Origin of the sequence: Variovorax boronicumulans, assembly GCF_030812215.1 — a bacterium.
GTDB classification, from domain to species: Bacteria; Pseudomonadota; Gammaproteobacteria; order Burkholderiales; family Burkholderiaceae_C; genus Variovorax; species Variovorax boronicumulans_C.
This window is the reverse complement of the sequence record NZ_JAUSSG010000003.1, coordinates 476,502-499,279: the sequence shown is the minus strand read 5'-3', so window position 1 is coordinate 499,279 and position 22,778 is coordinate 476,502. Positions and strand designations below refer to the sequence as shown.

Annotated in this window: 21 protein-coding genes; 7 read left to right on the top strand and 14 right to left on the bottom strand. The window is 68.3% G+C overall.

What is annotated here, in order from left to right:
- Nucleotides 1-30: 30 nt before the first annotated feature.
- The 7 genes from J2W23_RS11510 to J2W23_RS11480 form a co-directional block, all read right to left on the bottom strand.
- Complete coding sequence (locus J2W23_RS11510; RefSeq protein WP_307648811.1) at nt 31-1,191, bottom strand: c-type cytochrome; 1,161 nt, start codon at nt 1,189-1,191, stop codon at nt 31-33.
- A gap of 1 nt (nt 1,192) precedes the next feature.
- Nucleotides 1,193-1,981, bottom strand: a complete 789-nt coding sequence (locus J2W23_RS11505) for an ABC transporter ATP-binding protein (RefSeq protein WP_307648810.1) — start codon at nt 1,979-1,981, stop codon at nt 1,193-1,195.
- A complete protein-coding gene (locus J2W23_RS11500) occupies nt 1,975-3,039 on the bottom strand; it encodes an ABC transporter permease (protein WP_176659740.1) in 1,065 nt (354 codons plus the stop codon). Before J2W23_RS11500 ends, J2W23_RS11505 begins: the two co-directional genes overlap by 7 nt.
- 61 nt (nt 3,040-3,100) lie before the next feature.
- Nucleotides 3,101-4,102, bottom strand: a complete 1,002-nt coding sequence (locus tag J2W23_RS11495; protein ID WP_176659739.1) for an ABC transporter substrate-binding protein — start codon at nt 4,100-4,102, stop codon at nt 3,101-3,103.
- 24 nt (nt 4,103-4,126) lie between these two features.
- A complete protein-coding gene (locus J2W23_RS11490; protein ID WP_307648809.1) occupies nt 4,127-4,954 on the bottom strand; it encodes a class II aldolase/adducin family protein in 828 nt (275 codons plus the stop codon).
- A 3-nt stretch (nt 4,955-4,957) separates the two neighbouring features.
- Nucleotides 4,958-6,067 (bottom strand): LLM class flavin-dependent oxidoreductase, encoded by a 1,110-nt coding sequence (locus J2W23_RS11485; RefSeq protein ID WP_307648808.1) that lies wholly within the window; start codon nt 6,065-6,067, stop codon nt 4,958-4,960.
- Nucleotides 6,068-6,102: 35 nt separating this feature from the next.
- On the bottom strand, nt 6,103-7,116 hold the full coding sequence (locus J2W23_RS11480; RefSeq protein WP_307648807.1) for an ABC transporter substrate-binding protein: 1,014 nt from the start codon (nt 7,114-7,116) through the stop codon (nt 6,103-6,105).
- Nucleotides 7,117-7,272: 156 nt separating this feature from the next.
- Here J2W23_RS11480 and J2W23_RS11475 point away from each other — a divergent pair, with 156 nt between their 5' ends.
- The 5 genes from J2W23_RS11475 (at nt 7,273) to J2W23_RS11455 (ending at nt 12,055) form a co-directional block, all read left to right on the top strand.
- Nucleotides 7,273-8,508, top strand: coding sequence for an acyl-CoA dehydrogenase family protein (locus J2W23_RS11475; RefSeq protein WP_307648806.1), 1,236 nt, complete (start codon nt 7,273-7,275; stop codon nt 8,506-8,508).
- On the top strand, nt 8,505-9,488 hold the full coding sequence (locus tag J2W23_RS11470) for an ABC transporter substrate-binding protein (protein WP_307648805.1): 984 nt from the start codon (nt 8,505-8,507) through the stop codon (nt 9,486-9,488). The genes J2W23_RS11475 and J2W23_RS11470 overlap by 4 nt, the downstream gene beginning before the upstream one ends.
- A complete protein-coding gene (locus J2W23_RS11465) occupies nt 9,485-10,084 on the top strand; it encodes a cysteine dioxygenase family protein (protein ID WP_176659733.1) in 600 nt (199 codons plus the stop codon). Before J2W23_RS11470 ends, J2W23_RS11465 begins: the two co-directional genes overlap by 4 nt.
- Nucleotides 10,081-11,703 carry a rhodanese-related sulfurtransferase gene (locus J2W23_RS11460; RefSeq protein ID WP_307648804.1) on the top strand — a complete coding sequence of 541 codons (1,623 nt, stop codon included), beginning with the start codon at nt 10,081-10,083 and terminating at the stop codon, nt 11,701-11,703. The genes J2W23_RS11465 and J2W23_RS11460 overlap by 4 nt, the downstream gene beginning before the upstream one ends.
- 127 nt (nt 11,704-11,830) lie before the next feature.
- Complete coding sequence (locus tag J2W23_RS11455; protein ID WP_206174834.1) at nt 11,831-12,055, top strand: hypothetical protein; 225 nt, start codon at nt 11,831-11,833, stop codon at nt 12,053-12,055.
- A 156-nt stretch (nt 12,056-12,211) separates the two neighbouring features.
- Here J2W23_RS11455 and J2W23_RS11450 read toward each other — a convergent pair whose 3' ends face one another.
- The 7 genes from J2W23_RS11450 to J2W23_RS11420 form a co-directional block, all read right to left on the bottom strand.
- A complete protein-coding gene (locus tag J2W23_RS11450; RefSeq protein WP_307648803.1) occupies nt 12,212-13,687 on the bottom strand; it encodes a DEAD/DEAH box helicase in 1,476 nt (491 codons plus the stop codon).
- A gap of 131 nt (nt 13,688-13,818) precedes the next feature.
- Nucleotides 13,819-14,706: a KPN_02809 family neutral zinc metallopeptidase gene (gene ypfJ / locus J2W23_RS11445; RefSeq protein WP_307648802.1), complete on the bottom strand. Its 888-nt coding sequence runs from the start codon at nt 14,704-14,706 to the stop codon at nt 13,819-13,821.
- A gap of 108 nt (nt 14,707-14,814) precedes the next feature.
- Nucleotides 14,815-15,381 carry a dCTP deaminase gene (gene dcd / locus J2W23_RS11440; protein WP_176659728.1) on the bottom strand — a complete coding sequence of 189 codons (567 nt, stop codon included), beginning with the start codon at nt 15,379-15,381 and terminating at the stop codon, nt 14,815-14,817.
- Between the two features lie 76 nt (nt 15,382-15,457).
- Nucleotides 15,458-16,756, bottom strand: a complete 1,299-nt coding sequence (gene guaD, locus J2W23_RS11435) for a guanine deaminase (protein WP_307648801.1) — start codon at nt 16,754-16,756, stop codon at nt 15,458-15,460.
- A 105-nt stretch (nt 16,757-16,861) separates the two neighbouring features.
- On the bottom strand, nt 16,862-17,962 hold the full coding sequence (locus tag J2W23_RS11430) for a BMP family ABC transporter substrate-binding protein (RefSeq protein ID WP_307648800.1): 1,101 nt from the start codon (nt 17,960-17,962) through the stop codon (nt 16,862-16,864).
- An 89-nt stretch (nt 17,963-18,051) separates the two neighbouring features.
- Entirely contained in the window at nt 18,052-18,879 is an 828-nt protein-coding gene (locus J2W23_RS11425; protein ID WP_176659725.1) for an SDR family NAD(P)-dependent oxidoreductase, read from the bottom strand.
- An 89-nt stretch (nt 18,880-18,968) separates the two neighbouring features.
- Nucleotides 18,969-19,919 (bottom strand): GlxA family transcriptional regulator, encoded by a 951-nt coding sequence (locus J2W23_RS11420; RefSeq protein WP_307648799.1) that lies wholly within the window; start codon nt 19,917-19,919, stop codon nt 18,969-18,971.
- Between the two features lie 105 nt (nt 19,920-20,024).
- Here J2W23_RS11420 and J2W23_RS11415 point away from each other — a divergent pair, with 105 nt between their 5' ends.
- Nucleotides 20,025-20,507 carry a (2Fe-2S)-binding protein gene (locus J2W23_RS11415; protein ID WP_307648798.1) on the top strand — a complete coding sequence of 161 codons (483 nt, stop codon included), beginning with the start codon at nt 20,025-20,027 and terminating at the stop codon, nt 20,505-20,507.
- 1 nt (nt 20,508) lies between these two features.
- Nucleotides 20,509-22,692: a xanthine dehydrogenase family protein molybdopterin-binding subunit gene (locus tag J2W23_RS11410; protein WP_307648797.1), complete on the top strand. Its 2,184-nt coding sequence runs from the start codon at nt 20,509-20,511 to the stop codon at nt 22,690-22,692.
- The last annotated feature ends 86 nt before the right edge of the window (nt 22,693-22,778 follow it).

Sequence of the window (22,778 nt, the reverse complement as noted above, 5' to 3'; positions counted from 1 at the left end):
CTCCGTGTTCGGTCGAGGTCAAGAAAAAAATCAGTGGATGAAACCGCCCTTGACGAAGCGCACCGGCTCCGCGTCCATGCGGGCGATGAGTGCGCCGAGGCCGTCGGCGGGCAGCGCGGCGTTCTTCGCCGATGCCGCAGGCGTCGTGCGTTCGCTGCGGCACAGCAGGTCGTCGTCGGACCAGCCCGCCTTGCCGGGTTCGCCACGCGCACGCAGCCAGCCGTCGCGGTCGGCGATGAGTTGCGTGCCGGCCAGGCGATCGGTGCCGGCGATTAACGCCAGCGCCTCCCAGGCAGCGGGCGAATCGGCCACGCAATCGGCAGCGGCCAGCGCGGCTCCTGAAGGCTGGATCAGTTGGACCGTCACGAGCCGCGGGTCTTCCGCCGGCGCGGCATCACCCGCCACGACGCGCACGCGCTGGCCGCGCCAGCTCGCGAGCCACCGCGGCGGTTGCGCGCCGCAGCGCACCGCCATGTCGGGCAGGCCGATGGGCTGCGGCCAATTGCCGAGCGCGCGCAGGCTCTGGCCCGCGCCCTGCGCCTTCATGTAGTCGATCAGCGCCCAGGCGTCGGCTTCGTCGAGCCGCTCGGCGAAACCGGGCATCGTCGGCTGGCGCTGCGCATCGCGCGTGCCGTGCAGGATCCGCCAGAGCAAGTCGCCATCCGCGCGACGCCACAGCAAGGGGCCGCTCAGGTTCGGTGGCCATACCGCCAGCGATACCGCGAGCGGGCCTTCGCCCTTGCCGTCCGCGCCATGGCACGCCACGCAGTTCTGCGCGTAGAGCACGCGGCCCTTGGCGATGGAGGCAGCCGTGAAACCGGTCGGCGACGACTGGAAGCTCGTCGGCGTCGCGGGCACCAGCACCACATGGGCGTCGGGCCATGGCGCGGCGATCAACAGCATCGGCGCAAGCGCAAGCGCGTAGAAGCGCCGGCGCCGCCAGAACAGCCCGACCAGCAAGGCAAGCAGCGCGACGGCCATGCACGCCAGCGTCCACGCAAGGCTGCGCGCCTGGCCCAGGTCGATCAGCAGGTTCTCGCCAGACAGCCGCCGCGCCCACGGCCACGCCGGCTGCCCATGCACCTGCTGCGCGAGCCCAAGCGCATCGAGCACCCGCAGCAGTTGCAGTTGCGCGCCCTGGAGCAGGCCGATCAGCAGGTTGAGCCAATCGGCCTCGGGCGTGCTGTTCATCTCACCAGGTGGCGTCGAGCCCCAGATGTCGCAGGGCTTCGTGGCGCAGCTCGGCAAGGCGCGCATGCCCGCGATGACGCGGATACGGCAGGTCGACCACGATCTCAGCGGCAATGCGCGCCGGCCGGTCGCTCAGCACGATCACGCGGTTGGCGAGGAACAGCGCCTCTTCCACGTCGTGCGTCACCAGGAGCGCCGAGAAGCCCGCGCGCTGCCACAGGTTGACCAGCTCGCTCTGCATCGCGATGCGCGTGAGCGAATCGAGCTTGCCGAGCGGTTCGTCGAGCACCAGCAGCTGCGGGTCGTTGACCAGCGCACGCGCCAACGCCACGCGCTGCGCCATGCCGCCCGAGAGCTGGTGCGGAAAGGCCTTCGCGAAATCGGTGAGGCCCACCAGCTTGAGCGCCTCATCGACCCGCCCGCGTTGCGCCTTCAGCACGCCCCGCGCCTGCAGGCCGAGCGCCACGTTGTCCCACACGCTGCGCCACGGGTAGAGCGTCGGGTCCTGGAAGACGACGATGCGCGACGGATCGGGCCGGGTGATCGGCACGTCGTCCTGCGTGATGCGGCCGGCGGTGGCGGGCTCCAGGCCCGCGACCAGCCGCAACAGCGTCGACTTGCCGCAGCCGCTCGGCCCGAGCAGCGCGACGAATTCGCCGGGCTTGACCGTGAGGTCGATGTCGTCGAGCACCTGCAGCGGACCCGCAGGCACGTCGAACCAGTGGCTCACGCCGCGGATGTCGATGTGCGCGCCGGCCTGGCGCACGCCTGTTTCAGCAATCGCTACCACTTCACGGTCCCCTTCTGCCACGAGAGCACGCGGTCGCGCACCTTGAAGAGCAGCGTGATGAGGCCCGAGCACAGCACGGCCATCACGATCAGCGCGGCGTACATGTTCGAGTACGAAGCCCAGCCCTGCGCCCACGACAGGTAGAAGCCGAGCCCGGCCTTCACGCCCATCATCTCGGCCGTCACCAGCACCGAGAACGCGGCGCCCAAGCCCATGAAGAGCCCGACGAACACCTGCGGCAGCGCGGCGGGAATCGCCACGCGCAGCACCAGGAAGCGCTCGCTCGCACCCATGGTGCGCGCCACGTCGTAGTAATTGCGGTTGACGCCGGCCACACCCGACCAGGTGAGCACCGCCACCGGAAAGCCCGTGGCGAGCGCGATCAGGAACACGGCCGCCGCATAGCTCGACGGAAAGAAAAAGAACGCGAGCGGCAGCAGCGCCGAGGCCGGCACCGGCCCGACGAAGCGCAGCACCGGATGCACCCAGTAGCCCGCAATGCGCGACCAGCCGATGGTCACGCCCGTGAGAAAGCCCGCGAGCGCCCCGAGCACGAAACCGTGGGCCAGCAGGCGCGCCGAATGCAGCAGGCTTTCGCCGAGGCGCCGCCAGTCGTCGATGTAGGTCTCGACCAGGCTCTGCGGCGGCGCGAAGAACGGCGTGGGGAGCAGCGCGAGCTTGGCGGTCGCGATCTCCCAGATGGCGAAGAGCACCGGCAGCGCGACGAGCCACGGGCCCGCAGGCCGCAGCACGCGCGCCACACGACCGGCGCGCGACCCGAGCAACGCAACGGCCAGCAGCAGCGCGCCCACCGCGATAGCCGCGATGCCGAACTCGTCCGTGTACGCCCAGTCGCTGAACCCCACGGCCTTGTTCGGCCAGAAAACGGTGAGCAGGCCCAGTGCCGCCCATGCCACCGTCGCAAGCACGCCGGTCAGCCAGAAGCCTTCGGCGGTGCGCACGGGAAAGGAGGCCGGCGCGGCCTTCTCGGTGCCGGCACGGCGCCAGCTCCCAGGCGCGGGCGGCGCCTCCAACACTCGATCGATGACTGCGCTCATTGAATAACCTCCGTGCTTCGCACTGCGGTGCACGCTTGCTTGGGGCGGCTCGGCGCGGCGCTCATGCCAGCGGATCGAAAGACACGTGATCGGCGAACTTCACCGGGTCGGTCGTCTTCTTGAGCACGCCGACGCCGCGGAAATCGCGGGCATAGAACTCCACCTCGTCGCGCAGGTTCTTGCCCAGCGGATGGTGGTTGTGCGTGAGCGTGCCCAGCAGCGCGCGCAGGTCTTCGATCGGCACCTTGGGCGAGTACTTGGCAAAGAGCTTGGCCGATTCGTTCGGGTTCTCGGCCACGTAGGCCGACGCTTGCGCGATGGAACGCACGAGTGCCGCGACAGTCGGTTTGTCCTTGCGCACCAGTTCGCCGCGCGCGCCGACGATGCAGCAGACCTTGTCCTTGTATTCGCCCGAGAGGTTGCTCGCCACCTCGACGAAGGCGCCCTTGTTGCGCTTCTCGATCAGGTAGACGTTCGGGTCGCCGTCGGCAATGGCGTGGATCTCGCCCTTCTGCACCGCGATGTCGAGCAGGTCGGCCGGGTACTGGCGCCAGGTGACGTCGCGGTCGGCGTCGATGCCGTTCTTGGTCAGCAGGATCGAGAAGAAGTTCTTGCCCGGGCTCGCGATGTCCGACACGCCGATGATCTTGCCCTTCAGGCTCGCAAGGTTGGTCACGCCCGCGGCCTTGGCGCCCACCAGGCGCACGCAGCCGCCGTGCGAGCTGCCGACGATCTTCACGTCGAAGCCCGACTCCAGCGGCTTGAGCCAGCGGTGGATCATGCCCACCGCCGCATCGGCCTTCGCGGTGGCGAGCGATTCGAGCAACTGGTCGGTGGAGCCGGTGTAGTTGATCAGGTCGACCTGCAACCCGTTGCGCTCGAAGTAACCACGCTCCTGCGCCACCACCACGGGCGAGAGGCAGAACGCCGCGGCGTTCCATGCGAAGGTGAGCTTGCGCGCCTGCTGCGAGAACGCCTGCGAGGCGATCAGGCCGCCCGAGGCGACCACGGCGGCAGCGGCGCCCGTGCGCAGGACGCTGCGGCGTGAAAGAGATGCGGTCATCAAGAGACTCCGGTGGTTTTTTCTTCAGTCCAGCAGTTCGGGTTCCGCTTCTACGAGGCCTTCGTAGAGGCTGTAGAAGGAATGGATGGCCCCCTCCGGGCCGCCGATCTGGCTGTGCGTGTGGCGCGCGGTTTCCTCGTCGATGGGCTGCGGCTTGCCGGCCGCCTCGGCGAGGAGCTGGGTGTGGCAGGCGTTGTCCAGCGCGATGTACCACCACGCGGCGGCCTCCACCGTGGGGCCCGCGGTCAGGATGCCGTGGTTCTTGAGGATCGCGCCCTTCTTGTCGCCCAGCGCCTCTGCAATACGGTCGCCCTCGCTGGTGTCGACCACCATGCCGGTGAAGTCATCGAACAGCGCCACGTCGTCGTGGAACACGCAGCTGTCCTGCGTGATCGTGTCCAGCTTGCGGCCCAGTGTGGACCAGGCCTTGCCGTAGGTCGAGTGCGTGTGGGCGGCCGCGACGATGTTCGGGTTGTGCTCGTGGATTGCGGCGTGAATGGCGAAGGCGGCCTTGTTGAGCGGCTTGTCGCCGATCACCGTCTCGCCCTTCGAATTGACCAGCAGCAGGTCGGACACCTTGATGCGCGAGAAATGAATGCCCAGCGGGTTCACCCAGAAGTGGTCGGTCAGCTCGGGGTCGCGCGCGGTGATGTGGCCGGCCAGGCCCTGCGCAAAGCCGAAGCGCGCGAACAGGCGGAAGGCGCCCGCCAGGCGCTCCTGCCGGTGGCGGCGCTCGGCCTGCACGCTGGTGCGCGGCGGCACCGGATCGAACCAGTACTTCTGCTGCGGGTTCGGGTTGAGCTTGAGCGGCTGGGCCGCGCTGCTGCGGTCGATGGAGAGAACGGCGCTCATTGCTCAGGCCGCCTTGCGTTGCGATTGGGCGCGCTGCGCGACGAGCTCGCGCGTGCGCGGGATCAGCTCGCGGCCGTAGTCGGTCGCGTCTTCCAGCGGATCGAAGCCGCGGATCAGGAATGTCGTCACGCCCAGGTCGTAGTAGTCGAGCAGCGCCTCGGCCACCTGCTCGGGCGTGCCGACCAGCGCAGTGCTGTTGGAGCGGCCGCCAATTTCCTGCGCGACTGCCGTCCACAGGCGCTTGTCCACGCGCGGGCCCTTGTCGGCCGCGGCCAGCAGGCGCTTGGCGCCCTCGCTCTGCTGCGGGCCGCCGCGGTTGTAGCCCTGCACCACGCGCAGGCGTTTCGTCTCGGCAAGGATGTTCTCGGCACGTGCCCACGCGGCCTCTTCGGTCTCCGCGAGGATCGGGCGGAACGACACCGAAAAGCGCACGCTGCGCCCGTGCTTCGCTGCTTCGGCACGCACGCGCGTCGTCAGCTCGCGCGCCTGGTCGAGCGACTCGCCCCACAGCGCGTACACGTCGGCGTACTTGCCCGCGACAGGAATCGCCGCTTCCGACGCACCGCCGAAATACACCGGCACATGCGGCTTGCCGTTGCGCGTCTGCAGCGGCTTCACTTCGGAAAACGCGTTCTGGTAGCGGTAGTGCGCACCTTCATGGTCGAAGGGCTTGTCGGCGGCCCACACCTTGTGCAGCACCTCCAGGTATTCGTCGGTGCGGGCGTAGCGCTGGTCGTGATCGAGCCAGTCGCCGTCGCGGCGCTGCTCTTCGTCGGAGCCGCCCGAGATGTAGTGCACACCGAGCCGGCCGCCGCTGAACTGGTCGAGCGAGGCGAACTGCCGCGCCGCGAGCGTGGGCGCAACGAAACCCGGGCGGTGCGCAAGCATGAAGTGGATGCGCTCGGTGACCGAGGCTGCATACGCCACGGTGAGCGTGGCGTCGGGGCCGGTCGAATGGTGCGGCACCAGCACGCGGTCGAAGCCGGCGTTCTCGTGCGCCTGCGCGAAGGCGCGCACGTAGTCGCGGTCGATGGCCGGGCCCTTGGCCGCGTGGATCTCCGAGACCTTCTGGCCCTGGATCATGCCGATGAATTCAACGTCGTTCTGGCTCATGGGAGTCCTTTGTTTGTTGTCGAGGTTTGGGGGCTTCAGGCGACCGGCAGGCGCAGCACGCTTTCGAAGCTGCGGTCCCACAACGGCTTCACATCGGCTGGGCCGTCGAGCACGCCGATCTTCAAAAAAGTGTCGGCCACGTCCTGGTGGCTGCGCACTACCGCGTCGCTGACCGGGCCAAGGCTGTAGTCGCCACTGCGGCCGTTGAACAGCTCGACCAGGTCGCCGACCGGCACGCGCGTCTCGGCCGACTGCGCGCGCGCATAAGCCAGGAAGTTGCCGTTGATCCATGCGAACGAGCGCTGCAGGCGCTGCAGCAAATCGCTCAATGCCGCGCGACGCAGCGTGTCGTCGAGCGCGCGCGGGTTGGCGTAGATCGGGAAGTTGCCCGAGAGGTAGCCCACGCCGGTCTTGATGACCCGCGCGCCGTACTGGGTGCGCGCGATCTGGCCGTTGTAGCCGTAGATGGCCCAGGCATCGAGGTCGCCGCGCGCAAAGGCCGAGAGGCCGTCTGCCGGCGTGAGGCTCACGGCCTGGATGTCGCTGAACGAGAGGCCCGCCTCGGCCAGCTGCTTGGCCAGGTAGTAGTGCGAGGTGGTGGCGCGCACGTAGCCCACACGCTTGCCCTTGAAGTCGGCGATGCTGCGGATCGGTGCGTCCTTGCGCGCGAGCGTGGCCTGGTTGTTCAGGTCTTCGTGCGTCACGGCCACGAGCCGCACGCTGGATTTCTGGCGCGCCGCGAACACCGGCGGGATCTCGCTGCCCGAGCCCAGGTCAAGCGCGTCGCCGTTGATGGCCTCGATGTGCAACACGCCGTTGTTGAGTTCGCGCCAATCGATCTTGTAGGGCGTGTTGGCCTGGCCGGAGGCCTGCAGCAGCGGGCGCCACAGGCCCTTGTAGGTGCCGACACGCAAGGTCACGCCCGAGAGGTCGCGCGAGGGCGTTGCGGCCTGGGCCGCATGCGCCCCAAAGCCGGCGGCGGCTGCTGCGCCCCATGCGGCGGCGGCCTGCAGCAAGCTGCGGCGATCGAGGGGGAAATCGGGTTTCATGCGTTGCGGTCTTTCGTCTTCCCGGCCCACGGGAGCCGTGAGGGAGAAGCGAGACCGTACCGAGATGCCCTTCAAAAGCGAACGCAGAAAAACGAATTTGAATATGCGGGATACGTAGTTTTCGAGCCGGCGGCGTCCCGGTACCGTGCGGGAACCATGAGTGCACTCCCCTTGCGCCGCCCGTCGGCCACGCCCGAAGAAGAAACCCCATCCGCCACCGTCGATGCCGCATTGCTGGCTCGGCTGTCGGCCCGGTTCGCAGCCACCGCGGCCGACTACGACCGCAGCGGCGCCTTCCCCCAGGAGAACTTCGCGGCGCTGCAGGCGAGCGGGCTGATCGGCCTCGTCGCGCCCGCGGCGCATGGCGGCGGCAGCGCCACGCTGGCGACGGCCCGGCGCGTGATCGCGGCCGTGGCGCGCGGCGAGCCGGCCACCGCGCTGATCCTCACGATGACCTATCTGCAGCACCACGCACTCACGCGCGGCGACAACCGCTGGCCGCCGCAACTGCGCGAACGCGTGGCGCGCGATGCGGTGGAGCGCGGTGCGCTCATCAACGCGCTGCGCGTGGAGCCTGCGCTCGGCTCGCCCTCGCGCGGCGGCCTGCCCTCGACCGTCGCACGGCGCGACGGCAACGGCTGGAGCCTCGACGGCCACAAGCTCTACACCACCGGCATCGAAGGCCTGACCTGGCTCGCCGTTTGGGCGCACACCGACGAAGCGACGCCGCGCACCGGCGTGTTCCTGGTGCCGCGCAACGCCCCCGGCGTGCGCGTGATCGCCAGCTGGGACCACCTGGGCCTGCGCGCCTCGGGCAGCCACGAAGTGATCTTCGAGAACGTGGCCATCGACCTCGACCATGCGGTCGACCTGCGCGCGCCGGCCGACTGGGCGCCCGACGCCGGCAGCCAGACCGACATCGACGCGCACGCCACCCAGCAGGCCTGGATGGTCGTGCTGCTCGGCAGCCTCTACGACGCGGTGGCGCAGGCTGCACGCGACTGGCTGGTGGGCTTCTTGAACCAGCGCGCGCCCGGCAGCCTGAGTGCGCCGCTCGCGAGCCTGCCGCGCGTGCAGGAGCATGTCGGCGAAATCGAGGCGCTGCTGCGCACCAACCGCGTGCTGCTCGACGACGCGGCTTTGGCCGTCGACAGCGGCCACGCGCAGCCGGCCACGGACAGCGGCCTCCTCAAGTACACGGTGACGAACAACGCGGTCCGCGTGGTCGAACTCGCGCTGCAACTGAGCGGCAACCACGGCCTCACCCGGCAGAACCCACTGGAACGCCACTACCGCGACGTGCTGTGCAGCCGCATCCACACGCCGCAGAACGATGCGATCCTGGTGAGTGCAGGCAAGCGCGCGCTGCTGCAGACGGGAGTTGTTGCATGACCGGTCTGCTGTTTTCCAAAGCCTCGCGCCGCAGTTGGTTGAAGCAAGGCGCGGCGCTCTCGTTGGCCGCAACCGGCTCGCTGCGTGCGTTGGCACAGCCGCAGCAGACCACGCTGATCCTCGGCGACCAGGCCGGCGGCCTGCGCTCGCTGTTCGAGGCGTCGAAGGCGCTCGAGGGCGCACCGTTCGCCTACCGCTGGGCCAACTTCCAGGGCGCTGCACCTTTGTTCGAAGCACAGCGCAGCGCCGCAGTCGACACCGCGATGGCCGGCGACCTGCCGGTGCTCGCCGCGGCCGTCGGCAAGACGCCGCTCAAGATCGTCGCCACGCGCGTCGGCAAGGCCGATTCGCTGGGCATCGTGGTGCAGCCCGATTCGCCCTTGCGCAGCGTGAGCGACCTGCGCGGCAAGACGGTGATCGTTTCGTCCGCGCGCGGCAGCATCTCGCAGTACCAGCTTTATGGCGCGCTCGAAGAGGCCGGCGTGCCGCGCAGCGAAGTCACGGTGAAGTTCGTGCTGCCAACCGATGCGGCCGCCGCCTTCGCCTCGAAGCAGATCGACGCGTGGGCGATCTTCGATCCGTACTACGCGATCGCGCTGCAGCAAGGCGGGCGCATCCTGCGCGACGGGCGCGGCATCAACACGGCGCTGGGCTTCATCACCGCAAGCGAGCATTCGCTGGCCGATCCGGCCAAGCGCGCGGCCATCGTGCAGTTTCTCGACCGGCTGGGCCGCGCGGGCGACTGGGCGCTGGCGAATCCCGAGGCCTATGCGCTGGCCTACAGCCAGCTCACGCGGCTGCCGATCGAGTCGGCGCGCATCATCACCGCGCGCGCGTCGGTGGCGGGCCGGCCGGTGAGCGAGGCGGACATCGTCGCGTTGCAGGCCGTGGCCGACCGCTCGGCGCGCGACGGCATCCTGCCGGTGCGCGTGGACGTGCGCACCATCACCGACACCCAGCTCTGGAAGCGCCCCGCGTGATCGCGCCGCTGCGCGACTTCGTCGGCGCCTTCGGCCGGCTGCTCGACAGCGCCCCCGACGAGCCCCGCATCCTCTCCGAAGGCGGCGCGCTGCTGCGCACACTGGTCGCGCGCGACGACTGGCTGCCCGATGCCTTTGCACGGCCCGACCCGGCGCGCTACCAGCAGTTCCTGCTGCATGCCGACAGCACCGAGCGCTTCTCGGTCGTGAGCTTCGTCTGGGGGCCGGGGCAGGCCACGCCGATCCACGACCACACGGTGTGGGGCCTCATCGGCATGCTGCGCGGCGCGGAATACAGCCAGGGCTATGCGTTCGACGGCGATGGCCGCGCGCAGCCGCAGGGCGATGCGGTGCGGCTCGATGCCGGCAACGTGGAGGCCGTGTCGCCCACCATCGGCGACCTGCACCGCGTGCACAACGCGCATGCGGACCGCGTGTCGATCAGCATCCACGTCTACGGCGCCAACATCGGCGCGGTACGGCGGCATACTTACCCGGCCGAGGGCGGGCGGAAGCCCTTCGTCTCGGGCTACTCCAACACGCTGCTTCCCAACCTCTGGGACCGCTCCGAAGAACTCAGATCGACCTTCGCATGACGACCGCTGCCTTCCCCCTCCTGCCCTTTTCCGCCGTGCGCGAGCGACTCGTCGCGCGCGAGGAAACGGCGCTGCTCGATGTGCGCGAGGAAGACCCGTTCGCGCAGGAGCATCCACTGTGGGCCGCGAACCTGCCGCTCTCGAAGATCGAGATCGAGGCCTGGCGGCGCATTCCGCGGCGGGACACGTTCATCGTGCTGTACGGCGCGCACGATGGCGTCGATCTCGCACCGCTCGCCGCGCGCACCTTCGCTGCGTTGGGCTACACGAACGTGCACCTGCTCGAAGGCGGCCTCGAAGGCTGGCGCGCGGCGGGCGGCGAGCTGTTCCGCGACGTGAACGTGCCGAGCAAGTCGTTTGGCGAACTGGTCGAGCACGAGCGTCACACGCCCTCGCTCTCGGCACCCGAAGTGAAGGCGCTGGTCGAGGCCAAGGCCAACGTGGTGGTGCTCGATGCGCGCCGCTTCGATGAATACCAGACGATGAGCATCCCCTCGGCCACGAGCGTGCCCGGCGCGGAACTGGTGCTGCGGGTGCGCGAGTTGGCGCCCGATCCGGCTACGCAGGTGATCGTCAATTGCGCGGGGCGCACGCGCAGCATCATCGGCACGCAGTCGCTGGTGAACGCGGGCATTCCGAACCCGGTGGCGGCGCTGCGCAACGGCACGATCGGCTGGAAGCTCGCGGGGCAGGTGCTGGACCATGGGGCGGACCGCCAAGCGCCTGCTGCGGTGTCCGATGCGCATCGCGCGCAGGCAGAGGCCGATGCGCGTCGCGTGGCCGACAAGGCCGGCGTGCGCCGCATTCCGCTCGATGCGTTGCAGACGCTCGAAGCACCGGGCCGCACCGTCTATCGCTTCGACGTGCGCACGCCCGAGGAATACACGGCAGGCCACCTGCCCGGCTTTGCGAGCGCGCCCGGCGGACAACTGGTGCAAGAGACCGACCACCAGGTGCCGGTGCGCGGCGCGCGCATCGTGCTGGCGGATGACGACGGCGTGCGCGCCTCGATGAGCGCATCGTGGCTCGCGCAGATGGGGTGGGAGGTCTATGTGCCCGACACGGCGCCTTCAGCTTCTGCGTTCACGGAGACGGTGGCGCCATCGCCCGCCTACCCGCCGGTTGCAGCGACCGTCGGAGAGATCGCGCCCAAGGCATTGGCCGAGCTGCTGAAACAGCCCGGCACCGCCGTGCTCGACGTGACCACCAGCGCCAACTACGTGAAGCGCCACATTCCGGGTGCCTGGTATGTGATCCGTGCGCAGCTCGCGGGTGCAATCGATGCGGTCATCCCCGCATCGCAGCGCTACGTGCTGACCTGCGGCAGCAGCCTGCTCGCCCGCTATGCCGCAGCCGACCTGCGCACGCTGCTCGACGCGCGCGGGCAGCGCGATGTCGAAGTGCTGGTGCTGGCCGGCGGCAACACGGCATGGTTTGCCGCGGGCCAGGAAGCGGAGACCGGCGAGACGCGCCTCGCGACGGCGCGCACCGATCGCTATCGCCGGCCCTACGAAGGCACCGATGCGCCCGCGGAAGCCATGCAGGCTTACCTCGACTGGGAGTACGGGCTGGTCGCGCAGTTGGGCCGCGACGGCACGCATCATTTCAAGGTGATCTGAGAAAGCGTTTTGAAAGGATGACAACACGCCCGTGACACTGTTTCGCGGGCGTAAAGGCCGTCATCCACGGGTTCGGCGGGGCGTTGGTTGTGCACATCCACAACAACTCGTCCCAAGGAGCTTCGTCATGAGATTTCCTGTTGTTCTCGCGCTGTCGGCCGCTGCGCTCGCGGCTGCACTCACCGGCTGTGTCGTTGCACCGGCCCAACCCGTCTACTCGGCGCCTCCGGGCGTGGCCTATGTAGCCCCGACGTACGTGTCGCCTGGCGTTGGTTTTGTGTGGGCGTACCACCCGCGCTATGGGTGGGGCTGGCACCATCCTCAATACGGCTGGCACCGCGGCTGGAGGTAGAGGAAGGGCTCGCCCCCAGGCTCCGCGCACTTCGTGTCGCTTCTCCTACCCCCGACCGGGGGCAACACCAGCGGCCCGGCGAAGCCGGTTCCGCGGTGCTTCTGAAAGGGAGAGGGAAAGGAATGGGGTGCCGCACTTGCGCGGCACGCACCGGGGTCAGCTCGGCTCGGCGCTCTTGAAGAGGGCCGCGACCTTGCGCTTGCTCTTGATGTTGCTGGAGATGCCGCGCGCGGGCGCTGCCTTGGCGGCGGCTTCCCAGGCTGGCGTTGCGTCGGCCTGGCCCGGTTCGTAGGGCTTGTCGAAGAACGGATCGCGCGGCGCCGAAGGCGCACGGTGCGGACGTCCGCCGCTGCTGCGACGGGGAGCGTCAGCGCCGAAACCGCCGCTGCGTTCGCGCGGCTGGTCGAGCACGTCGCGTGCATCGCCGGCTTCGCCTTCTTCGCGCCAGTGGCGGCGTCCGTCGTTGATGCGGCCGCGCGGGCGGTCTTCCTCGAACTCGACGGGCTCCAGCTCGATCTTCTTCTTGATCAGCTTCTCGATGTCTGCCACCAGGCGCGCATCGTTGCCGCCGCTGGCAAAGCTCACGGCCAGGCCCGAGGCGCCGGCACGACCGGTGCGGCCGATGCGGTGAACGTAGTCTTCGGCGTTGAACGGAATGTCGAAGTTGAAGACGGCGGGCACGTCCTTGATGTCGAGGCCGCGGGCCGCGACGTCGGTGCACACCAGCAGGTCGACTTCGCCGGCCTTGAACGAGGCGAGTGCCTTCAGGCGTTCGTCCTGGCTCTTGTCGCCATGCAGTGCGGTGGTACGCAGACCGTCGCGCTCCAGCGAGCGTGCGAGGCGCGCGCAGCCGAGCTTGCTGTTGACGAACACGAAGGCCTGCGTGATGCCGCGCTGCTTGACGATCTGCTTGAGCGCCCGGCGCTTGTCGTCGTCGGACACGCTGTAGAAATGCTGCTCGACGGTGGAAGCCGTTTCGTTCGGCCGCGCCACTTCGATGGTGATGGGGTTCTGCAGGTAGCTGCCGGCCAGTCGCTTGATTTCAGGCGAGAACGTGGCCGAGAACAGGAGCGTGGTGCGCTGCTTGGGCAGGTAGCTCAGGATGCGCTGCAGGTCGGGCAGGAAGCCGATGTCCAGCATGCGGTCGGCTTCGTCGAGCACGACGTATTCGACCTGGTTGAGCACCGCGTTCTTGGCTTCGATGTGATCGAGCAGGCGGCCCGGCGTGGCCACCAGCACCTCGACGCCCTTCTTCAACTCCAGCGTCTGCGGCTTCATGTCGATGCCGCCGAACACCACCGTGCTGCGCAGGTTGGTGTACTTGGCGTACAGCTTGACCTGTTGCGCGACCTGGTCGGCCAGCTCGCGCGTGGGCAGCAGCACGAGCGCGCGCACCGGGTGCCGCGCGGGCGAGGTGGAGGCGTTTTCGTGCTTGAGCATGCGCTGCAGCAAGGGGAGCGAGAACGCCGCCGTCTTGCCGGTGCCGGTCTGCGCGGCGCCCATCACATCCTGCCCCGCGAGCACGACCGGAATGGCCTGCTCCTGGATCGGTGTCATGGTCTCGTAGCCCATTTCGGCTACGGCGCGGGCCAGCGGTTCTGCCAGCGATAGATTGGAGAAGGAGCTTGTCATTGAGCCCGCTATTGTCGCATTGCCGCAAAAAACGGCAGTGACGGCGTTGTGACAACGCCCGCGCCGCCGGCATTGCTACTTATTCAATAGCACCCGAGCCAACAGACATGGGCCCCACAGGCCCACGAAGCTCAAAGGTTGCGAGCGTTGAAGGTGTCGCACGACTTCATGTCGCCGCTTTGATAACCCGCGCCGAACCACTTCTGGCGCTGCGCGCTGGAGCCGTGGGTGAAGCTGTCGGGCACCACCGCGCGGCCCGCCGAACGCTGCAATGCGTCGTCGCCGATTTTCTGCGCGGCGTTCATCGCGGCCTCGATGTCGCCCGGGTCGAGCCACTTCTTCGATTCCTGCGAGTGGTGCGCCCACACGCCCGCGAAGCAGTCGGCCTGCAGCTCGACGCGCACGCTCACCGCGTTGTTCTGCGACTGGCTCAGGCGCCCGCGCATGCCGTCGACCTTCGCGGTGATGCCCAGCTCGTCCTGCACGTGATGGCCGACCTCGTGCGCGATGACGTAGGCCTGCGCGAACTCGCCCGGTGCGCCGAGCTGGTTCTTGAGCGTGTCGTAGAAGCCCAGGTCGATGTAGACCTTCTTGTCGCCCGGGCAGTAGAACGGCCCCATAGCCGATTGCCCGGTGCCGCAGGCCGTAGGCGTGGCGCCGCGGAACAGCACGAGCCGGGGCGGCTGGTAGCTGCCGCCGTTCTTTCGGAAGATGTCGGTCCACACCACTTCGGTGTTCTTGAGCACGGTCGAGACGAAGGCCGCTTCGCGGTCGCCCGAAGGCGGCCTGGGCGCGGGACCCTGCGGCGCCTGCTGCACCTGCTCGGTGCCACCGCCGCCGCTCAGCAAACTCAGCACGGTGAGTGGGTTGATGCCGAAGATCCAGCCGGCGATCAGCGCGACCGCGATGGTGCCGATGCCGATGCCGCGCCCACCGATGAAGCCGCCACCGCCCCCACCACCGCCTTCGCCGCGGCGATCTTCAACGTTGTCGGATTGTTCGTTGCCTTCCCATCTCATCGCAGTCTCCTTCCCGGCGTGCACAACTGTTGCCGGACAGTGGCTGGATGGTACTTGGCCCCAGGCCGCCCGGGGTAACCGGGCGTCAGTGCCCGGCCCGCCGCTGCGTCAGGTTTTCGGCAGAGTGACGCCGCGCTGGCCCTGGTACTTGCCGCCGCGGTCCTTGTAGCTGGTCTCGCAGACTTCGTCGCTCTCGAAGAACAGCACCTGCGCGCAGCCTTCGCCCGCGTAGATCTTGGCGGGCAGCGGCGTGGTGTTGCTGAATTCCAGCGTCACGTAGCCTTCCCATTCGGGCTCGAACGGCGTCACGTTGACGATGATCCCGCAGCGCGCATATGTGCTCTTGCCCAGGCAGATGGTCAGCACGTTGCGCGGGATGCGGAAGTACTCGACGGTGCGCGCCAGCGCGAAGCTGTTGGGCGGGATGATGCAGTAGTCGCCGTGCATGTCGACGAAGCTCTTCTCATCGAAGTTCTTCGGGTCGACCACGGTGCTGTGGATGTTGGTGAAGACCTTGAATTCGGGCGCGCAACGGATGTCGTAGCCGTAGCTCGAAGTGCCGTAGCTGATGATCTTGTGGCCACCGGCCTCGCGCACCTGGCCCGGTTCGAAGGGGTCGATCATTCCTTCGTTTTCGGCCATGCGCCGGATCCATTTGTCGCTCTTGATGCTCATATGCGCTCGCTGCTGCTGCGGGGGAATCGGGGCCGAATTGTGGCATGGGCGCCCTGTGCGCCCTCCCCCGCAGAGGTCAGCCCGCCTGCGAGATCACCGTGCGCTCGACCAGCCGGTCGTCTCCCAGCACGATCATCGCGAAGAGCAATTCTTCCAGCGTGTTCGCCAGCTTGGTCTTTCGCGCCAGCAGCGGCGTGGCGGCGGGATTCAGCACCAGGAAGTCGGCCTCGCACCCCGGCTGCAGGTTGCCGACCACACCATCGAGCCCCAGCGAGCGCGCCGCGCCGCCGGTGTGGTGCCACCACAGCCGGGAGGGCGGAATGCTCAGGCCGGCCTTGGTCTGGATTCCCTCGACTGTTGTACGGCCCACGTAGTAGGCGGCCAGCATGGTGTGGAACGGGCTGAAGCTGGTGCCGCCGCCCACGTCGCTCGCAAGGCCGTAGGGCGATTCGATGCGGTCGGCCGCACCGAAGTCGAAGAAGCCGCTGCCCAGGAACAGGTTGCTCGTCGGGCTCACGGCGGCCGCCGTCTTCGTCTCGCGCATCAGGCGGCGGTCTTCGTCGTCGATGTAGATGCAGTGCGCGTACACGGCGCGCTCGCGCATCAGGCCGAAGCCGGCGTACACATCGAGGTAGGAGCGCGACTTCGGATAGAGCTCCCGCGCCCACTGCACCTCGTCGCGGTTCTCGGCCACGTGCGACTGGATCCAGGTGTCGCCGTACTTCGCGGCCAGCTCGCCGGCGCCGCGCATCTGCGCATCGGTGCTGGTGGGCGCGAAACGCGGGGTGATCGCGTAGCCGAGGCGATCGACGTTGTGCCACTTGCGGATCAGCGACTCGGTATCGATAAGGCTCTGCTCGGTCTGGTCGCGCACGCCATCGGGCGAATTGCGGTCCTGCAGCACCTTGCCGGTGATCATGCGCAGCCGGCGGCGCTGCGCGCCTTCGAAGAAGGCATCGACCGAGGCGACATGCGAGGTCGCGAAGGTGAGCGAGGTGGTCACGCCGTTGCGCAGCAGTTCGTCGAAGAACACATCGGCCACTTCGCGCGAATGCGCCGGGTCGACGAACTTGCTTTCGGCGGGGAAGGTGTAGTTCTCGAGCCAGGGCAAAAGGCCCGGCGAGGGCGCGCCGATGATGTCGGTCTGCGGAAAGTGGATGTGCATGTCCACGAAGCCCGGCGCGAGGATGCGGCCCGGCAGGTGCGTCACATCGGCATCGGGATGGCGCGGCGACACGGCGGCATGGCTGCCGGCATCGACGACGCGCTGGCGGCCGGCGGCGTCGGGGGCGACGACCAGGAGGCCGTCTTCATCGAAAACGGGCAGGCCGGCGTCGTCGAATCGCAGGAGGGAGGCGCGGTAGGCTTTTTTCATCGTGGCTGCGGAGGGTAATCCAGCCCTGCGCCGTCGCAATTTCCATGCGCATATGAGTGCTATATGCGGAACGCACTCCCCGGGAAAACCCGGCGCGGCCGCTTTTCAGCGCGTCACACGCCCCTGCACGCCGTCGACCAGCCAGTTCATCTTGAGAATCTGCTCGTCGCTCAATTGCGCACCCTTGGCGATCACGACGCGGCCTTCGTTGTCGCGCACATCGCCACTCACCGCACGAAACGGCTGCAGCTTGCCGGCCGCGATGTCCTGCTGCCGCGCCAACACTTCCTGCTGCACGGCCTTGGGCACCTTGGTGCCGAAGTCGCCGACGCGGATCATTCCTTCCTTCACGCCGCCCCAGAGATTGCCGCTCTTCCAGGTGCCGTCGAGCACGGCCTTCGCGCGCTGCGTGTAGTAGCCGCTCCACTGGTGCGTGACCGCGACGATCTGCGCATCGGGCGCGATCTTGCGCATGTCGGAGTGGTACGCGATGGCCATCTTGCCGCGCTCCTGCGCCGCGGCCATCACGGCGGTGGAGCCGGTGTGGAAGGCGACGACGTCGGCGTTCTGGTTGAAGACCGCCATCGCTGCATCGCGCTCCTTGGGCGGATCGAACCACTCGTTGAGCCACACCACGATGACCTTCGCATTCGGGTTCACCGAGCGCATGCCCAGCGTGAACGCGTTGATGCCCTGCAGCACCTCGGGAATCGGAAAGCCCGCCACATAGCCCGCCAGGTTCGTCTTCGTCATGCGCCCGGCCGCGATGCCCGCGAGATAGCGGCCTTCGTAGTAGCGCGCATTGGCGGTCGCGACGTTGGCCGCGGGCTTGTAGCCCGTGATCGACTCGAACTTCACATCGGGAAAATCGCGCGCCACCTTCAGCGTCGGCTCCATGTAGCCGAAGCTGGGCGTGAAGATGAGCTTGTTGCCCTGCTGCGCAAGGTCGCGGATCACACGCTCGGCATCGGCCCCTTCGGCGACGTTTTCGACGAAGGTGGTCTTCACCTTCGCACCGAGCGCCGCATCGACGGCCTTGCGGCCCTCTTCATGCTGGCGCACCCAGCCGGCATCGGTGACCGGCGTGACATAGACGAAGCCGATCTTCAGCGGCGCATCGGGTGCCTGCGTTTGCGAAAAAGCGGGAGATAAAAAACAGGCGGCTGCCCACGCCAGAACGGCGCGGCCCGCGAGGTTTTTGTACATGGTGGTCCTCTACATGGCCCCGGAAAAACAAAAACCCGCAGTCGGCCGGGACGCCCAACTGCGGGATGCGGATTTTAGTGCGCGCGTTTTCAGGCGGTCGCTGCAGCCTCCGTGCGCGAACCCGTCACGCCGTATCGGGCCGCGGGCACCGAACTGGAAATCCGGCCCGACATGGCACGCCGCGCCGCATCGAAAGCGTCCCACTCGTCCTGGCTCGGCAGCGAGGGAATCGTCACCTTCTCGCCCAGGTCGAGCCCCGCGAGTGCGGCATCGACCATGTCTTCCGCGCTCATGACGATCGCGCTCGGCAGGTGCTGTACCGGCAGGCCCGCAAGGCCCCAGAACTCGGTGGCCGTCGCGCCCGGCAGCACGGCCTGCACGCGCACGCCCTTCTCGCCCACTTCATGCTGCAGCGACTGGCTGAACGCGAGCACGAAGGCCTTGCTGCCGCCGTACACGCCATTGAGCGTCTCGGGCGAAACCGCCACGATGGACGCGATGTTCACCAGGGTGCCCGCACCCCGTGCCACGAAGCCCGGCACGGCTGCATAGCTGAGGCGCGTGAGCGCATTCACGTTGATCGCGATCATCTCTTCCATCTTCTCGATGTCCGAGGCGAGCAGCGGCGCGGTGGCGCCGACGCCGGCGTTGTTCACCAGCAGCGTGAGGTCGCGGTTCGTGCGGATGGCGGCTTCGACGCGCGCGATGTCTTTCTTGTCGGTGAGGTCGGCGGTGATCGTTTCGATCTTTCGGCCCGTCTCGGCCGTGAGTCTGGTGGCCAGCGCCTGCAGGCGATCGCTGTTTCGCGCGACCAGCACGAGGTCGAAGCCACGGCGGGCGAGCCTGTCGGCGTAGACGGCGCCAATGCCGGAAGAAGCGCCGGTGATGAGGGCCGTGCCCTTGGGTGTTGCAGTCATTGGAGGTTCCTTTGGAAGCCGCGTCGTTGCGGCGTGAAAGGAAGTTTCCTCCTTCAGCGAGATGGCGTAAATGTCATATAAACCTCCTTTTACGCCAATTCCGAAATTTGCCTGGCCACCCGGCGAACGGCCTGCGGCGGCTGGCCCAGCGTGCGCAGGAACGCGCGGCGCATGCGCTCGGGATCGCCAAAGCCCGTTTCATCGGCCACCACATTGAGCGCCAGCCCGCCCGCATCGATCAGCGCCTTCGCCGCTTCCACGCGCAGGTGCTCGACGGCTTGCGCGGGCGAGCGGCCGGTCTCCGACTTGAAGGCGCGGCTGAACTGGCGCGGGCTCAGGTGCGCCACCTCGGCAAGGTCTTCGACCGACAGCGGATCGCGCAGGTTGGCGCGCGCGTGCACCAGCGCCTGCTGGATGCGGTCGGACTTGGGCTCCAGCTCGAGCAGCGCCGAGTACTGCGACTGCCCGCCCGCCCTGCGGTGGTAGACGACCAGGTTCTTCGCGACCATGCGCGCGGCCTCCACGCCCAGGTCTTCCTCAACAAGCGCGAGCATCAGGTCGATGCCCGCGGTCATGCCGGCCGATGTCCAGAGCGAGCCGTCGTTGATGAAGATGCGGTCCGGCTGCACCTTGGCCAACGGATGGCGCTTCTGCAGTTCCTGCGCGAAGGCCCAGTGCGTGGTCACGCGCCGGCCGTCCAGCAGCCCCGCATCCGCGAGACCGAATGCGCCGGTGCAGATGCTGGCAATGCGGCGCGCGCTGCGCTCGCCCGCGCGCAGCATCCTGCAAAGCCCTTCGGAGGTCGGCTCGATGGTGAGCGCGCCGGTCATCACCAGCGTGTCGAACTTCGATCCGGTCAACCGCTTCGTCTCGACGCCGATGCCCGACGAACTGGGAATGACGCCACCGGTTTCCGACAGCAGCTCGACCTTGTAGACCGGCGCGCCCGCGTGCTTGTTGGCCAGCTCGAAGGCGGCGACGGCGGCCAGATCGAGGATCTGGAAGCCCGGAAAAACGACAACGGCGATGCGCTTCTGCATGATGTCCTGAAAAGAGGTAATTTCGACATTCCGGCCGAAAGGCTACGTGACATCCTCCGACCGGTCAAACAGCCGTCCCACGCGGCACCACAAGAAAGAGGCTCTATGAAAGTCAATGGAATCGAACGCCCGCTCGACGTCGACGGCGACACCCCCGTGCTCTGGGTGCTGCGCGACGTGCTCGGCATGACGGGCACCAAGTTCGGCTGCGGCCTTGGCATGTGCGGGGCCTGCACGGTCCACGTCGACGGCGTGGCCACGCGCTCGTGCATCACGCCGGTCGAATCGGTCGCCAACGCCAATGTGAGCACCATCGAATCGCTCGCGGGCACGCGCGTCGGCCGCGCATTGCAGAAGGCCTGGCTCGACCTCGACGTCGTGCAATGCGGATACTGCCAATCGGGCCAGCTGATGTCGGCCACGGCCCTGCTGAGCAAGAACACCTCGCCCACCGACGAGGAAATCGACGGCGCCATGAGCGGCAACATCTGCCGATGCGGCACCTATGTGCGCATCCGCGCCGGCATCAAGGAAGCGGCGCGCGCCCTTTCCGGCAAGACGGCCGCGCCTGCAAGAAAGGCGGCCTGACATGATCCTCGATCGACTGACACCCCCTGAAGCCGACACCTCGCTCTCGCGCCGCGGCTTTCTCTCCGTCGGCGCCGCGCTGGGCGGCGGCCTGCTCATCGGTGTCGGCTTCGGCGCCGCGCCCTCCCCGGCAGAGGCCGCCGGCCCCACCGCCGCGCCCTGGGCACCCAATGCCTTCGTCCGCATCGCTCCCGATGGGCAGGTGACCGTGGTCATGGGCTTCATCGAAATGGGCCAGGGCACCTACACGAGCATCCCGATGCTGATTGCCGAAGAGCTGGAGATCGACCTCGCCGGCGTGCGCCTCGAACACGCACCGCCCAGCGACAAGCTCTACGGCAACCCGCTGCTGGGCTTCCAGGTGACGGGCGGCTCCACCACCATCCGCGGTGCCTACGAGCCGATGCGGCGCGCAGGTGCTGCGGCCCGCACGGTGCTCGTGCAGGCGGCGGCGCAGCGCTGGCGTGTCGAGCCGGCCTCGTGCCGCGCCGTGCGCGGCGAAGTGGTCCACACCGCGAGCGGACGCCGCCTCAAGTACGGCGCGCTGGTCGCCGATGCCGCCAAGCTCCCCGTGCCCGAGAAGGTCGAGCTGAAACCGCAAGGCGACTTCAAGCTGATCGGCACCTCCGCCCGGCGCCTGGACACGCCCGCCAAGGTGAACGGCACCGCGATGTACGGCATCGACGCGCGCGTGCCCGGCATGAAGGTCGCCACGCTGAAGCAGTCGCCGGTGTTCGGCGGCCGCGTGCGCAGCATCGACGACGCTGCGGCGCTGAAGGTGCGCGGCGTGCGCCAGGTCGTGCGGCTCGATGACTGCGTGGCCGTCGTCGCCGACCACATGGGTGCGGCGAAGAAGGGCCTGGCGGCCGTTGTCGTCGAATGGGACGACGGCGCCAACGCCAAGGTGAGCACCGAAAGCATCGTGCAGTCGATGGCCGAGGCCTCGCAGAAGCAGGGCGCGGTCGTGCGCAAGGAAGGCGACAACGCCAAGGCCATGGCCGGCGCGGCGCAGCGCCTGGAGGCCGTCTACGAAGTGCCGTTCCTGGTCCATGCGGCAATGGAGCCTCTCAACTGCACCGTGCATGTTCGCAAGGACAGCTGCGAGGTGTGGGTCGGCACGCAGGTACTCACGCGCGCACAGGCCGCGGCCGCGGCGGTCACGGGCCTGCCGGTGGAGAAGGTGACGGTGCACAACCACCTGCTGGGCGGCGGCTTCGGCCGGCGGCTGGAGGTCGACAGCGTCACGCGCGCCGTGCAGATCGCGCAGAAGGTCGACGGACCCGTCAAGGTCATCTGGACGCGGGAGGAAGACACGCAGCACGACATGTACCGTCCCTACTTCTACGACCGCGTGAGCGCCGGCCTCGATGCGCAAGGCAAGCTCGTGGCGTGGAGCCACCGCATCACCGGCTCCTCGATCCTCAAGCGCTGGCTGCCGCCGGCCTACAACAACAACTTCGACCCCGAGACCATCGACGGCGCCGAGAAGCCACCCTACGCGCTGCCGAACATTCTGGTCGACTACGTGAACCACGAGCCGCCGGTGCCCACCGCGTTCTGGCGCGGCGTGGGGCCGACGCACAACGTGTTCGTGGTCGAGAGCTTCATCGACGAACTCGCCACCGCCGCGAAGACCGACCCCGTCGCCTTCCGCACCGCGCTGCTCGCGCAGAACCCGCGCGCGCTGGCCGTGCTCAAGCTCGCCGCGGAAAAGTCCGGCTGGGGCCAGCCCCTGCCCGCAGGCCAGGGGCGCGGCGTGTCGCTGCAGTTCGCCTTCGGCACCTTCATGGCGCTGGTGGTGGATGCGGAGGTCGCCAAGTCGGGCGACGTGGCCGTCAAGCGCGTGGTCTGCGCGCTCGATGCGGGCGTGATCGTCAATCCCGACACCGTGCAGGCCCAGGTGCAGAGCGGCGTGATCTTCGGCATCTCGGGCGCGCTCTGGGGCAAGGCGACGCTGAAGGACGGGCGCATCGAGCAATCGAACTTCCACGACGTGCGCGTGGTGCGCATGAACGAAACGCCGATCATCGAAACCCACATCGTCGCGAGCAAGGAAGCGCCCGGCGGCATGGGCGAGCCCGGCACCTCGGGGCTTGCGCCGGCGCTGACGAACGCCATCTTCGCTGCGACGGGCAAGCGGGTGCGCAAGTTGCCGATCGACCCCGAGTTGCTCAAGACGGCCTGACCCGCGCCAGCCAGTAGCCGCACGCGGCGCGCACCCATCCGACACCGCGATGGGTGCCGCCGCGAATCGGCAGGCGCGGGTTCGGC

What these genes read in the sequence shown, in the direction of transcription:
- J2W23_RS11470 (WP_307648805.1), top strand. Translation starts at nt 8,505, where the DNA reads ATGACCGGTCTGCTGTTTTCCAAAGCCTCGCGCCGCAGTTGGTTGAAG.
- J2W23_RS11410 (WP_307648797.1), top strand. Translation starts at nt 20,509, where the DNA reads ATGATCCTCGATCGACTGACACCCCCTGAAGCCGACACCTCGCTCTCG.
- J2W23_RS11485 (WP_307648808.1), bottom strand. Translation starts at nt 6,067, where the DNA reads ATGAGCCAGAACGACGTTGAATTCATCGGCATGATCCAGGGCCAGAAG.
- J2W23_RS11450 (WP_307648803.1), bottom strand. Translation starts at nt 13,687, where the DNA reads ATGACAAGCTCCTTCTCCAATCTATCGCTGGCAGAACCGCTGGCCCGC.
- ypfJ (WP_307648802.1), bottom strand. Translation starts at nt 14,706, where the DNA reads ATGAGATGGGAAGGCAACGAACAATCCGACAACGTTGAAGATCGCCGC.
- guaD (WP_307648801.1), bottom strand. Translation starts at nt 16,756, where the DNA reads ATGAAAAAAGCCTACCGCGCCTCCCTCCTGCGATTCGACGACGCCGGC.
- J2W23_RS11455 (WP_206174834.1), top strand. Translation starts at nt 11,831, where the DNA reads ATGAGATTTCCTGTTGTTCTCGCGCTGTCGGCCGCTGCGCTCGCGGCT.
- J2W23_RS11480 (WP_307648807.1), bottom strand. Translation starts at nt 7,116, where the DNA reads ATGAAACCCGATTTCCCCCTCGATCGCCGCAGCTTGCTGCAGGCCGCC.
- J2W23_RS11415 (WP_307648798.1), top strand. Translation starts at nt 20,025, where the DNA reads ATGAAAGTCAATGGAATCGAACGCCCGCTCGACGTCGACGGCGACACC.
- J2W23_RS11500 (WP_176659740.1), bottom strand. Translation starts at nt 3,039, where the DNA reads ATGAGCGCAGTCATCGATCGAGTGTTGGAGGCGCCGCCCGCGCCTGGG.
- J2W23_RS11430 (WP_307648800.1), bottom strand. Translation starts at nt 17,962, where the DNA reads ATGTACAAAAACCTCGCGGGCCGCGCCGTTCTGGCGTGGGCAGCCGCC.
- J2W23_RS11490 (WP_307648809.1), bottom strand. Translation starts at nt 4,954, where the DNA reads ATGAGCGCCGTTCTCTCCATCGACCGCAGCAGCGCGGCCCAGCCGCTC.
- J2W23_RS11460 (WP_307648804.1), top strand. Translation starts at nt 10,081, where the DNA reads ATGACGACCGCTGCCTTCCCCCTCCTGCCCTTTTCCGCCGTGCGCGAG.
- J2W23_RS11475 (WP_307648806.1), top strand. Translation starts at nt 7,273, where the DNA reads ATGAGTGCACTCCCCTTGCGCCGCCCGTCGGCCACGCCCGAAGAAGAA.
- J2W23_RS11510 (WP_307648811.1), bottom strand. Translation starts at nt 1,191, where the DNA reads ATGAACAGCACGCCCGAGGCCGATTGGCTCAACCTGCTGATCGGCCTG.
- J2W23_RS11420 (WP_307648799.1), bottom strand. Translation starts at nt 19,919, where the DNA reads ATGCAGAAGCGCATCGCCGTTGTCGTTTTTCCGGGCTTCCAGATCCTC.
- J2W23_RS11495 (WP_176659739.1), bottom strand. Translation starts at nt 4,102, where the DNA reads ATGACCGCATCTCTTTCACGCCGCAGCGTCCTGCGCACGGGCGCCGCT.
- dcd (WP_176659728.1), bottom strand. Translation starts at nt 15,381, where the DNA reads ATGAGCATCAAGAGCGACAAATGGATCCGGCGCATGGCCGAAAACGAA.
- J2W23_RS11425 (WP_176659725.1), bottom strand. Translation starts at nt 18,879, where the DNA reads ATGACTGCAACACCCAAGGGCACGGCCCTCATCACCGGCGCTTCTTCC.